Here is a 13698-nt window from a genome sequence, read left to right on the forward strand (position 1 = left end):
TTTGAATCAATTTAAAAAGTTAGATTACATCCTAAAGTGAATGATCTTGGGATTGGTTGAGCGTAGATGTTTCCAAAAGTTTCAGGATCAAAATAACCTTTGTAATCAGAGCTAATTACAAATAAGTTTCTTCCTTCGATACTGAATCTAACATTATCCATAAACATTTTCTGACTTGCTTTTTTAGGTAATGAATATCCTAAACGAACACTGCTTAAACGCATATAACTCATTTCATGTACCCAAGTATCTAAATAATTGTAAAAATCTATTGGAGTGGCATCAGCGAACCATTGATTGGCCATCCATGAATCTCCAGTCCCAGAGTCTTTACCTGTAATGCCTGGTAGATTTGATCCCGTATTAGAAGGTGACCATGCATTTAAAATGTCTGTAGTATAATTTTGACCACGGTCTACTTTTGTTCCGTTATAATTAGGTCTTTCCACAACAGTTTGCTTAAGGTTGAAAGTAGTAGCAATAGTCAGATCAAAATCATGAATTTTAAAAGTATTGGTAAAACCTCCGGTGAATTTAGGATCTAAATCACCTACATAAGTAAACAAATCTCTTGTTTGCTCAGCAGTAAGTGTTGATGTCGCTAATTCTCCTGGTAAGAAATCTGCATAAGGATCATATAAACCAAAGAAGGTTTGTGCATTTACTGTTTCCCCTTTTTTATTTACAAATAAAGGATAACCATTTTCATCAATTCCATTGGTTTTTAAAGCAAAAACAGCGTTAACCGGAAGTCCTTCTCTTGAGGGTAAAAAACTATTTGATCTTACTTGGATACGATCAACATTGCTCTTGTTATGAGCAAAATTAAGGGTAGTATTCCATTTAAAATTAGGGTGATTAATATTGGTAGTCGACAAGGCAATTTCATATCCTTTATTGGTTACTTGTGCCCAGTTGGCATTTGTAAATTCAAAACCGTTTTCAAGAGCAAGAGATTGCAAACCGATTAGATCAGTACTTTTTCTTCCGTAAACATCGGTAACGATATTGATGCGATTATTAAACAAACCAAGATCCATTCCCATATTGGTATTGGCAGTTTTTTCCCATCTCAATTTATTATTTGGAGGTGAAATTACCGTAATAATAGGTTCTGATTGTCCTGGTAAAATAGTAGTTGTTTTGTATTCTCCAACAACAAAAGGGGATGTGCCTTTATCGATGTTTCCTTGTAAACCGTAAGAAGCACGTAATCTTAAGTTAGATACTGTTTCATTATCTTTTAAGAACTCCTCTTGAGATACTAACCAAGATCCAGAAGCGGCCCATAATGGAAGGTATCTGTATTTAGGATCTACACCAAATAAGTTGGAGCCATCGTAGCGAACACTTCCAAAGAAAGTATATTTTTTATCGTATGTATATGATGCAGTAGCAAAAAAGGAAGCAAATGCATTTTCACCTTCATTTTTTAAGTAGGATCTGTATGTGGCATTATTGGCAAAATCTTCATTAGGGAAGATAATTGGAATAGTGGTCAATGTTTTGGGATCAAAACCAAAACCTTTCGTATTGATAGCCGTGCTTTTGTTTCTTCTCATTTCACTTCCGACCATAACTTCTAACTCATGTTTTTCTGCAAAAACAGTGTTGTAGTTCAACATGGTTTTCCAGTTGTATTGGAAAAAGTCAGAGTTTGAATTTTGAATAATTCCACCATTAGGAAGAAAGTAAGAAGCCACTCCATTTTTAAAGTAACGCGATTTTTCTCTTTCTTTTCTAGTGAAATAAGTTTCTTTACCAGCATATTTTTCAGAAGAATTATTATCAAGCTGTAAACCCACTTGTGAGCTTAATTTCAAGCCTCTTGTAATCGTATAATCGATATCAAGTACGGCTTTTATAGACCTTGCATTTAATTCATAATTCGTATTTTCTCTTTCCTCTAAGATATTAAAAGGTACGTAGCGACCTGAATATCCACTAATGTCTTGATCATATTTGTAAGTTCCATCAGCATTAAATGGAGTCAAATAAGGGTTTACATTTCTGGAGTAGTTGGCAGGATTGGTAAAGGCATCCGTATCGGTAATGTATGATTTCGTTTTACTTTGGGTACCAAATATTCCAATACCAACACGTAATTTATCGGTTACATCAAAGTTGTTTTTTAAAGTAAGGTTGTATCTGTCGAAACCAGTTCCGATAGAAGCTCCTTCTTCATTATAAGTTCCCAACGAGAAGTAATAATCTGATTTTTCTCCACCGCCTGACATGCTTAAACCGTATTGTTTGTTTATAGCACTTTGATACAATAAGTTTCCCCAATTGGTATTGTTGTTTCTTAAAGCATTAATCGCATTTTGTGTTTGTCCACTTAGCGATGAAAATCCTCCTGCTCTAAAGGTGTCTAATTCATTATTCTTGTTCAGAATACGAGCAATTTCACCGTTTGTATCTCTATAGGTTAAATCCTCTCTAGCAGCCATTGATAGTTCTAGGTCTACTTTCTGTGAAGCATTTAATAAGTTTAATTTTGAAAAGTCAGGTTTTTGAGTCACGAAAGTATTGGCCGTGAAATTAACTTTCATACTCCCTTTTTTTCCTTTTTTGGTCGTTACCACAATTACACCATTTGCAGCTCTTGCTCCATAAATAGCAGTAGCAGCAGCATCTTTTAGGATGGTAATGTCTTTAATATCATCTGGGTTTAATCCCGCAATAGAAAAGTTAGTCAATACATCAATATTGTCCTTGTCATAATTTTTAGGAACATCATTACTTTCTAATGGCAAACCATCCAGAACCCATAAAGGATCTTGAGCACCGTTAAGTGAAGCCGTACCACGAATTCTAATTTTGGCTGCCGTTCCAGGTGCTCCTGTTTGCTGCGTAACCGCTACACCAGCAACCTGTCCAATTAACATTTGGTCTAAACTTCCAACACCGGCTTGTTTGATATCGGTCATATCGACTTTAGCCACAGCAGAAGTCAATTTTCTTTTTTCAATTTTTTGGTAACCTGTTACCACTACTTCTTTTAGTTCACTTAAGTCTGCTTTTAAAGCAACATTATAGTTGTTTTGTCCAGTGATTTCGATGGTATAGGCTTGGTATCCCATATAGGTAACTCGAATACTAGTAGTTGCATTGTTTATTTTTAATTCAAAATTTCCATCAAAATCAGTAACCGTTCCGATACTAGCGCTTTCGATAACACCTTTTTGTTGGGTACTATTGGAAACCGAAGAATTCTCCACATAAACAGTGGCACCAGGAATGGGTAACTTGTCTTGCGCATCGATTACTTTTCCGGTAATCGTTCGTGTTTCTTGGGCATACCCAACCACCGTCAGGAAAAAGCTCAAGATGTAAAATAATTGTTTCATTTTATGGTTTTAATTAGGATGATGTATTATAGTGTGCTGCTTAAAGCTCTTTCGATGCGTTGAATCAAATCAACATAATGGTTTTGTGTTTCTTGATTACCAATATTCTTCTTTGTTCTCAACAATTGTAAAACTTGTCTTAATTCTCCTTTTTTATCAGAGGTAACTTCTGAAACCCTCTTCAATGAAGATTGATTGATATTACGTGCCATTTTGGATTCCTCTAGTGTATTACACAACTGAGGCATGTTTAGGTTGTCTTGTAATTCAATAATTCTTTTACCATCTGTTTTTTCAAAAAGCTTGTTAGTTGACACAATCAACACATCCACATAATTTTTTTGTGTCATACGTTCCATGATTGTCAACGATTTGTTTTGGATCGTAGGAGCAAAAATGTGCTGATGTAGTGTTTTGAATAATTGTGTTACCGTAAAGACAGTTTCTTTGGCTTGATTGCGTTGGTATAATTCATTTTCCGTAATGCGCAATAAACGATCATCTCCAAGCATACTGTATAAAATACCGTATTGTAATTCTCTAGCTAGGGTATAAGGGGTATACTCATAAGGTCCCATTGGAGAATCCTTTAAGGGATTCGTTTTGTCTAATATTGGATTAAAAAACAACCACTGAGGAATAGTGATACTGTTTTTCAATAAATAGGCTACAGCTCTTTTTTGGATGTCAGCCGGAACTGGGGTATAACTTGCTTTATGATCACCGTGAACAGTAGTGTTCAAATAGACGCCTCCAATATTATTTAAGACGTGTCTGTTGTAAAGTTGCCATTGTCCTATCGTTCCAATATACAGTTTACCTGTTTCATAATAAGACTCGTCTTTATCGTAAGTCCAATCTAAAATGTTATTGACAACACGTTTCAAGTTTTTAAGACCGTATTCACTTGCTTTCATCGCATCGTTACCTAAATCTTCTGATTGTGAGCGGGGATCGATAGTACCGTCACCGTCTTGTTGTTCTCCATAGAAATAAATAGGATCATCTTGATGTTTGCTAATTAGGCTGTTTAAGGCTGTGTGTTCTTCTTTTTGGTCCCCAAACCATCTGTATCCCCATTCGATAGCATATTTATCATATTCACCAATTTTTGGTGTAATGGCTTCTACATGATCTTCAGGTTGAGCGATGTAGTTGTAACGAGCGTAATCCATGATCGATGGAGCTGTTCCACCCATTTTAGCCGTAAATTCTTTAGAACGAAGCGATTCAACGTCATAAGCAAATGAAGAACCCATATTGTGTTTTAAACCAAAAGTGTGTCCTACTTCGTGAGAAGATACAAATCGAATGGCTTCACCCATATGTTCATCACTAAATTTATTACCTCTTGCTTTAGGATCAATTACGCCAGTTTGGATGCGCATCCAACTGTGTAAAGAGGTCATTACATTGTGCCACCAGATAATATCTGATTCAATGATTTCTCCACTTCTCGGATCTACAACTGCAGGTCCCATAGCATTCGATTTTGGAGAGGCTACATAGGTAATTACAGAGTAACGTACGTCATCAATATCAAAATCAGTATCTTTTTCTGTAGGTTCTATAGCGATCACCGCATTTTTAAATCCCGCTTTTTCAAAAGCAACTTGCCAATCACGAACTCCTTCTATAATATAAGAGCGCCATTGTTTAGGTGTTGAGGGATCGATATAATAAACGATTTGTTTTTTTGGTTCTACCAGTTCCCCTTTGCGGTATCTTTCGATATCTTCGGTTTTAGGTTCTAATCGCCAACGAGTGATCAATTTCTTTTCACGCATAGCATGTTGGTCATCACTAAAATACCAGTGTTTTTCGGTAAAATATCCGATACGATTATCCGAAAAACGAGCTTGCATTGGCACTTTATCTAATAATATGATATTACTAGTAACACCAAGGGTTACCGATAGAGCAGGTCCTCCACCTTCACTGATAGAGGTAGTCAATTGTGATTTAACGACTATGTTTTTTGGGAACGATTTAGCGTACTCTATATAGGATAGATCTGATTTTACTGAACCACCAAAACCAATATTGCTCAAAACATCGTTAAAACTTTTTTGTTTTCCGTCAAAAATTTTGTTGGCTTTGATTACCACTGAAGTGGAATCATTGTTTTTAGTTTCGATATCAAAGACCTCTATAATAGATTCTGAGAAGTTATTATGAACAGAGGTGGTGATGGCATCTCCTTTTGGAGAGGAAACACTAGGAACTGAAGATTTTACCCATACTTTTTTGGCTACAAGGTCTTTATGAAAAGTAATGACTTTGTTTTCATAATTCATTCCTTTATTAAGTCCGGCCTCATTGACTTGCATTGGGACATTTGAAATTTTATTAACCACAAGAAATTCTCTTTGAAAAAGAGAATCATTTATTTCAAGATAAAGATCAGTTTTAACTTGTATGATGTTAAATAGGCCTTTTTTAACGGTACCGTCTTTTAAAAGATCGTTATATTTTTTGCCTTTTTTGTTGCTTGTTGAATCCTTAACTTGTTCCGTTTTAGTTTCTTTGCTTTTTTTGTCTTTTTTCTGCGCAATAATTGTACAACTATTAATCAATAATAGGAGTATAAATGTGTTTTTCAAATTTTTCATTAATGCCTTTTCCCTCATTTGGAGTTAAGTTTAGGTTAATTTTTCGCCTAAAATATTGTATCCATTACGTTAAAAAAAACAAAATGGAGTGAGTGGCTTTTTTTTGGGAGTGAATGCTTTTTTTATTCAATTAAGGGTAAAATACAGACAAAAAAATCATCCGTTTTATAGGTCTCAAAATCAGCTTTTGAATAGTAGCTATAAATACTTTGTAGGTACTTATGACCGAACTTAGACGGCTTGTCGAAGTTTTGTTTTTCATTTAGATTATTGGTAATCACCACCTTGTTTTGATCAATGATCACATTTATTTTTAATGGAGTTTCATCAGAAGCAATATTGTGCTTGATGGCATTTTCTATTGCAATCTGGAAAGATAAGTAGGGTACTTTTTTGGTCAAGACACTATCGTCTTCTATTTCAATAGTAAAATCAAATTCGTCTTTAAATCGGGTTTGTTGTAGAAAAATGTATTTTTCTATAAAAAGAAGTTCTTCTTTTAAGGGTACAATATTTTGTTCGGGTGGATGAATTAAATACCGATAGATTTTAGATAGATTCAAAGTGAATTTTCGCGCTAAAGCGGTATTGCTATCAATTAACATATACAGCGAATTCAAGGAATTAAATAGAAAATGTGGATTGATCTGCTCTTTTAATTGTTGGAGTTGCATCAAGGCTTTTTCTTTCTTTATTTTTTCATTCTCCAGCCGTAGTTTGTTCTGTTCTTTGGATAAAGCTTCTTTTTCTAGGAAACTTTTACGCTTAAAAAGGGTAAATAGGTAGAAGAAGACAAGCAGAATAATCGTGGTAATCAAATAAATGAAGGAGGCATATTTTTTTATGGCATAGACATCTTCGTTGGAAATTTTTTCAGGTAAATTAACCGCTATATACCAGTTAGTGTCTTTAACCTGCAGGGGTGTGGTATAGCGAACAATGTCGACACCTAAATATTCAGATAGCGTTATTTTTTTTGTAAAGTTTTCTGGAGCTGAAGCCGTTAGGGTGTCTTGAGCAGCTAGATGAGCCATTTTGAAAGCATTCTGCTTTAAAAATTTTGCTTCGGGATGATAAAGAATTGTACCTTTTTTGTCAAAGACAAAAGCGTAGTTGGTTGCTTTTTGATCAACGGTTGAAAAATACAATTGTAGGGCGACTAAATCTACATCATAACCATAGCGCACTAGGGTCCCATTTTGGGTGTGATACGTAAAAGAGAGGCGCCAAAAGAAGTTTTGACTGTCTTTAATGATCGTATTGATTTTTGTCGTCGCTTTATTCTGGGCGATAAAATCGCGTATATTCCCCTTTTGACTGGGGGTGTTTACTAAGTTAGTGAACACTATTTGACCGTCACTGATCTGGAACCAGTTGTTTTTGATGAGTTGATGATCATCATGGATGGCACTGATCACTTTTAAATTATCGGCTAAGTTTTCAGGGGTACTAATGGCAATAACTCGCGCTACTTCTTTTTCAGTTTCCAAAAAGCGTGAAAACTCTTGGGAAACGACTTCTTGCTTTTTAACCAAGTTACGTCGGGCCACATCAGCATTCGATTTTTCGGTGATTTGCGTGATTAGGTTGCTTAATATGTAAATAGAAAATAGGGTAACAATAATAAAAGCAATTCCTAAAATAAAGAAGTTACGTCCAGAAAGACTATGTTTTAATGTAAAATTCAAGGGTGTTTTTTAAAAATAAAGAAGGCAAAAACCTTAGGCCAATGGGCTATTAATTTTTTTGCAAAGATACCTTTTTTATTTAGGGGCTTTTTAGTGTATTATAAATCGTATCTATCAGTGTATCAGTTATTTTTATAAATCAACTAAGTCTTGTTAATTAAGGTGTAATTTGGAGGTGTTCCATTTTTTTACCCACTAAAGTTTTTTCTCCAATAGCTTTGAATCCTAATTTTAGGTATAGTTTTTTAGCTGCTGGTTTTGATTCCTCTACTAGTAAACCGATAGGCTGCTTCTTTTGATGGACGTAATGCTCGATGAGAAACTGCAATAATGCGGAGCCTATACCTTTCCCTTGGCATTTAGGATCAACACCTAAGGTGTCAATATAATATTCTCCCGGCTGTGTTTCATCTTCGGGATTAAAGTCTTTATTGAAATGTGTTCTTACATAATCAATGACAGGGGCTCTTAAGGTGCCTAGTTGGGCTCCATCATAGACATTAACTGCTGCTACAATTTCGTTGTCTTGTTCCACAACAAAACAATTTTGATAGGAATATTGATTGTTTTCTCTTGCTACAAAGTGCAATAGAAACGCTTGGGCTTTGGTATAATTTTCTTCACAAATGAATTGATAAACAATTTCTTCCATTGCTAAAAGTAAATAGGTTGCAATAGATGGAGAATCCTCAAGGGTAGCTTTTCTAATGGTCATAATAGGAATTTTTAGAAGGGTTAAATCAACCGAAATTTTATTTTTATCTGATGTGAGAATGTTTTTGTTTGTTGACGTTAAAATTATTGGAATCCTAGACAGCAGACTACGACCATTAAAAACCTTTTTTAGCCATGTTGGGTATCATAAGGCTGTTTTACTTGCTGCAAATTTATTAAATATAGCCTGCATTAACTATACTTGGCTTTAAATTAATGCTTGTTAAAAATAGTATAGAAGTACAATGGACGTGACTAAGTTTAAAAAAAAACCGTCTCCCATTTATATTGAGAGACGGTGAACTTCTGTTATAACTGAGCAGTCCAGCTCAAACCGCTGATATCGGTTAAGGTAAGCGTATAGGACCCTTTTTGAGTCTTAGGTAAAGTATCTAGGGGAATTTGAATGGTGGCTTTTGCCCCAAGGGGAATAATCAAACTATGCGCTCCAGGTTTTACTTTGGCCACATAATTATTGTGGATAAAGCTAAGAGGGAGTTTGGCTAAATCACTTCCCTGATAGTCGAGTAGTTTTTTTCCGGTAGCGTCTTGAAGGCTAATGCCAATCAAAAACGATCCATAAACATCGGCACCCTCTACGCGATACACTTGAAAGCTCAACTCTTTTTGATCTACTTTTAATTGGCTGATTTCAAGCTTAGGTTTTACAGATTTATTATGTAATGTTCCAAAAACACCTCCATGAAAATATTGGTTGGTGTAGAGCGTAAGACCAAAAATAAAAACAACAATGGTCAATAGTATACCTTTATAAGCGTTCAATTGTAAAGGACCAGAGCCTAGAAATCGGAACCATTTTGTTTGTGTAAAAGGGTACTTTTTTTCAAGAAGATAGGCGTCTAAAGACCAATAACTACTGCCGGTTAGAAATAAACTAAATCCAGCTGCTAGACCTAAAATACCGATTTGCCATTCGTCTAAACAAGTAGTGCCAATCCAGCCAGAAGCCAATAGAATACCTAAGGCCAATAAGAAAATTCCAATACTCATTAGTCGCGTAAAAAGACCTAGAATCATGGCTAAGCCTACAATCCCTTCAATGATGGTAAAAGCTACCATGTTAATCCATAAGGCATCAGGATGTGTAACCAGATATTCGATAACGGGTTTTAAACCTAGAGAATTCGGTAGAAAATGATTAAACTTTTCGCCTATATAACCAGCTTCTTCCGGAATTAATTTGTTTTCTAAGATAAGTCGCCTCCAAAAGGCAGAGAAATAGGTCCAGCCCACGACCAAACGCAGTGCTAAAGTGGTAATAGAAGCTGCGTCAAAAGTTTTTTGATGTTGCATATTGTTGTATGTATTTTAAAAATAATAGAAATTGTTTTAAACCCAAATCGAAGTGATAGGTGGAGCAATTTTCAAATTTTTAAATACGATAAACAGGGCAGGGTAGGTAATGGATTTTTTATTGAAGTGCAAAATAGGATCGATACGTTCTTTTGGAAAAACGATATTTTCTACCACTTGATAAAAGGACGATTGAACTGGAGGGAGTATAGGTGCTTGAGGTGCTGTAAAAGCTTTTTTAGTCAGAGTGTTTTTCTTTAGTACGCTATGGCTACATGACTCTTGAGTAGGTAACGGGCTTTGGCTCTTTTGAGAAACTTCTACAATTTCAACAGAGACAAAATGTAAAATTGATTTTTTAACCTGACAATTAGAAAAAGCATATACCAAACCCACCACCAACAAAAGTTGTTTGAGATAGCCTAGGAAAATAGTAGTGCCTTTTAATTTCATGCCATAAAAATAAGACTAAAAATAATTTTTTGTACTATTTTTATAGAAGATTAACAGTAAACGTTTTTAGAAGGCAGTAGTTGTGGAGGAGATAAGAAGCTCTTAATTTTCCTAAATAAAGGATTCATAGTGTAAAAAAGAAGTCATAAGTCCGTTTGAAAAAAGGTGGCCACAAAAAAGGGACAGCATGCTACAAAGAAGTTTTTAAAATTGGACCCAGCTAAAGAAAGTAATTTATGAAGCAATTGTATCTAAAAATGCTCGTATTATCGTTAAGCTTGACTTTGTTTTCGTGTGAAAAGAAACCACCAAAACCAGTAGAGAAACCTTATCAGGCAGGCGTGATTTTATCTTTTGATGACGCTTATGTAGACCAGTGGTATGAAGCAGATCTGGCGTTGAAAAAGTATGGATGGAAGGCTACTTTTAATGTGTGCAAAATTGATTCCATAGGGGCTCCACAAATTCAAAAACTCCTTCAAATGCAAAAAGAAGGACACGAAATTGCAGGTCATGGGTACCATCATTACAATGCCTTTAAGTTTGTGAATCAATTTGGGATCGATGCCTATATGAAACAAGAAATTGAGCCCATGATGGCTTCCATGAAAGAAAAGGGCTTTAAAGTAAGCTCATTTGCTTACCCTTATGGGGAAAGGACCGATGCACTGGATAAGGTCCTATCGAGTAAATTTAAAGTGATTAGGGGAAGAGCCTTTGGTGGTGAAGTACCAGAGAAACAAGACAGCTTTTTTAAGAATTCAAAGATTGTATTTGCTTTTGATATTGATAATAGTCACCTCCATTTTAGTATTCCCTATCTTTTGGAATTATTGGACTATGCTAAAAAGAACAATAAAATTCTGCTCTTATGTGGCCACAAACCCGTAAAAAATGTGACACAAAATTATCAAACTAAAATTGAGACCTTAGCGTTTATTTGCAAATACATGAAACTTAACGATCTTAAGTTTTATAGACAATCGGATTTGGATGATTTACTCAGTGAAAAGAAACAGAGCAAAGTACTGGCTCGCCAGTAAGTAAGAACAACAACGGCTATGAAAAGGGGGATTTGTTGTCTGCTGATAAAGATCCCTTTGGTAAAAAACGTAAAAGAGTATTGGTTTTTAGTGTTTCAAGGATGTTGTTCTTACTTAAACGAGTATTATTCCTTAATCAGCACAATGGTTGCTTTATAACCGGTACCCACATTCCATTGACTAGACTCAATAACCACTCCTTTCTCATCATACACCTGAAATTCGGCAGTATTAGGTGAAGCAAAACCCTCGTTAAGTGCTTCAAAGTCAATTTTATTTACACCAGGTACTAATTTTATTTTAAAACCTTTAAAATCGCCATCCAAACTCACTTCAGGTTCAATGACCTGATCATTCAAATATACTTTGATTCTATCACCGTCTACATAAGCCGCATCTCGATAACGGATCGTAGAGGTAAAGGATTGCGTTTTAAAACTTCCTAAAAATTGGTTGCGTCTATAAAAGATACCTTCAGCATTTGACTCTTTTTTATATAACTTACTGTCCTTGAACAATTCCTCAGGATTGACTTGCAAAGGGTCTGCTTCTTTGATAGGAGCAGGTGGGTTTATTTTTGGTGAGAGAACTAAAGGGGGGATAACTTCTTTAACCTTGGAGCGTTTAGCCGGAATAGCTTTTCTTTTATTATTAAGTTCGTTCTGTGCATGCCCTTGTAGTGCTAATGCCATCATAATCATTACAAACAATATCCTTTTCATAGTAATTCAATATTAATATACTAGTTCAGCTTTAAGTAGCGTAACCCTTATGTAGTAAAACATTTAATTGTGAAAAATATTGCATTAATTATCAAAAAAAAGTAGGCTAAATTTAGGGTGTTTTAATTTCCGGTCGTCTTAGGATCCGATAAATTTTCACTATATCGGGTGACTAAAAAAAAAGAGGAAGCCTCCACTTATGGAGACTCCCTCTTTAGAGTTGTAGTTTGGCACCCCAAAAAGGGTCCTTATAGAAAAACGTTTAGTTGTGTTTTTGCTACGGTTTAGTTGATTGCTCCTCCCAAAGCTTTGTATAACAAAACTTGTGAGTCCGCATTCTTTAGTTGGATGTCCACAAAGTCTAGTTCAGCCTGAAGTTTATCTTTTTGTGCGCTAATGATTTCAAGGTAATTAGCATAACCACTCAAATACAGATCATTGGAAACGTTTACTGCTATTTCAAGGTGTTCGATCTCTTTTGATTTATAGGCCAAAACATCCTGAAAAGCTTCCGTTCGGTGTAATAAGGCACTTAATTCATTGTACGCCGTAGTGATGGTGTTCTGATATTGCAAAAAGCTAATCTGTTGTTTTTTGTTGCTGACAAAAAACTCATGTTTGATTTGGCCCTTGTTAAATATAGGAGCTGAAAGACCACCAAGGAGTTGCCAGGCAATGGATTCGCTGTTAAAAAAGGTGGAGAACGAAAAGGAGTTCAGTCCAGCATAAGCGCCCAGATTTAAAGTGGGGAAAAAAGCAGCACGAGCAGCCTTGGCATCTGCCTGGCTTGCTGCTAATTCAAAATACGCCTCCGCCACATCGGGTCTTTTATGAATGATGGAGTCAACACTTATTTTTTGATTTAATACTTCTAGATGTCCAGATAAAAAGGCTTTGCTTCTTTCAACAGTACCACCATATTCTCCCAAAAGGTTCAATAAGGCTTTTTCTGTTTGATCAATGCTTAGGTCTAATTGTTTAGCCTCTGCCAGAATGTTGTTGTTCTGCGCATTGAACTGCTGTACCGCCAATTCTGTTGCTTTACCAACCGATCTTTGGGCAGAAATAATATCAAGAGCGCGTTGTTGGGTCACGAGATTCCTTTTATAAATAACCGCTTGGTTGTCCAAAGCGATTAGTTTGTAATAAAGCGAGGCAATATCGCTAAGAAGTCTGGTTTGTAATAATCGCATTCCTTCTTGTGAAGCAAAAAAACGTTGATGAGCGGCTTTTTTTCGATTGCTCAGTTTTCCCCATAGGTCCGCTTCCCAAGATACTTTTCCAGCCAAAAACAAATTTGGGGTAAGATCAGTGGCAATTCTTTGTTTGTCGCTAATGTTCTGGGACAAATTAGTATCGAAGTTTCCTACGCCGTCCATAGTGTATTTACCATAGTGCGTTCCGGTCATATCGGCCAGAATATCAAAAGAAGGCAATAAGGCCAGCTTGGCTACTTTCAAATGCGAATTGGCAATGGCTATTCTTTCCTGCATGATTAAATAGTCAGGATTTTGAGCAACAGCTTTGTCTAGTAATTGCTCTAATAGCGGATCTTTAAAATAAGTATCTGTTCTTAAGGCAATAAAAGCTTCCTGAGATGCTGCTTCTTTTTTGCGTTGCGCATCAAAATGCTCCGGAAGTGCTTTGGGTTTTTGCTGCTCTGCCACCTTAGGGACAGAACAGCTTGATAGAGCTAAAGCAAAAGTCATCATTACAATTGACTTCGCTTTGATGCTCTTACCATAGCGTAAAACATTTTTTATGGTAAGAGGTGTATTAAGTGAATTTTTCATTATTTAAAT

General features: G+C 35.7%; 9 protein-coding genes. 1 reads left to right on the top strand and 8 read right to left on the bottom strand.

Features of this window, described 5'->3' with window-relative positions:
- Positions 1-11 precede the first annotated feature (11 nt).
- The 6 genes from AC51AA_RS01975 to AC51AA_RS02000 all read right to left on the bottom strand — a co-directional run bounded on the left by AC51AA_RS01975 (position 12) and on the right by AC51AA_RS02000 (position 10131).
- Positions 12-3350, bottom strand: coding sequence for a SusC/RagA family TonB-linked outer membrane protein (locus AC51AA_RS01975; protein ID WP_500704070.1), 3339 nt, complete (start codon positions 3348-3350; stop codon positions 12-14).
- A 26-nt stretch (positions 3351-3376) separates the two neighbouring features.
- Complete coding sequence (locus AC51AA_RS01980; RefSeq protein WP_500704071.1) at positions 3377-5980, bottom strand: zinc-dependent metalloprotease; 2604 nt, start codon at positions 5978-5980, stop codon at positions 3377-3379.
- Between the two features lie 104 nt (positions 5981-6084).
- Complete coding sequence (locus tag AC51AA_RS01985; RefSeq protein WP_500704072.1) at positions 6085-7650, bottom strand: histidine kinase; 1566 nt, start codon at positions 7648-7650, stop codon at positions 6085-6087.
- Between the two features lie 157 nt (positions 7651-7807).
- Positions 7808-8365 (bottom strand): GNAT family N-acetyltransferase, encoded by a 558-nt coding sequence (locus AC51AA_RS01990; RefSeq protein WP_500704073.1) that lies wholly within the window; start codon positions 8363-8365, stop codon positions 7808-7810.
- A gap of 308 nt (positions 8366-8673) precedes the next feature.
- Entirely contained in the window at positions 8674-9678 is a 1005-nt protein-coding gene (locus AC51AA_RS01995) for a TQO small subunit DoxD (RefSeq protein WP_500704074.1), read from the bottom strand.
- A 36-nt stretch (positions 9679-9714) separates the two neighbouring features.
- Positions 9715-10131 (bottom strand): hypothetical protein, encoded by a 417-nt coding sequence (locus AC51AA_RS02000; protein WP_500704075.1) that lies wholly within the window; start codon positions 10129-10131, stop codon positions 9715-9717.
- A gap of 257 nt (positions 10132-10388) precedes the next feature.
- Between AC51AA_RS02000 and AC51AA_RS02005 the strand changes: the two genes are divergently transcribed.
- Complete coding sequence (locus AC51AA_RS02005) at positions 10389-11174, top strand: polysaccharide deacetylase family protein (protein WP_500704076.1); 786 nt, start codon at positions 10389-10391, stop codon at positions 11172-11174.
- Positions 11175-11299: 125 nt separating this feature from the next.
- Here AC51AA_RS02005 and AC51AA_RS02010 read toward each other — a convergent pair whose 3' ends face one another.
- Positions 11300-11896 carry a hypothetical protein gene (locus AC51AA_RS02010; RefSeq protein WP_500704077.1) on the bottom strand — a complete coding sequence of 199 codons (597 nt, stop codon included), beginning with the start codon at positions 11894-11896 and terminating at the stop codon, positions 11300-11302.
- 284 nt (positions 11897-12180) lie between these two features.
- Positions 12181-13689, bottom strand: coding sequence for an efflux transporter outer membrane subunit (locus AC51AA_RS02015; protein ID WP_500704078.1), 1509 nt, complete (start codon positions 13687-13689; stop codon positions 12181-12183).
- Positions 13690-13698: the final 9 nt, after the last annotated feature.

Source organism: Flavobacterium sp. OHVDL-2026-0007, from assembly GCF_059882335.1.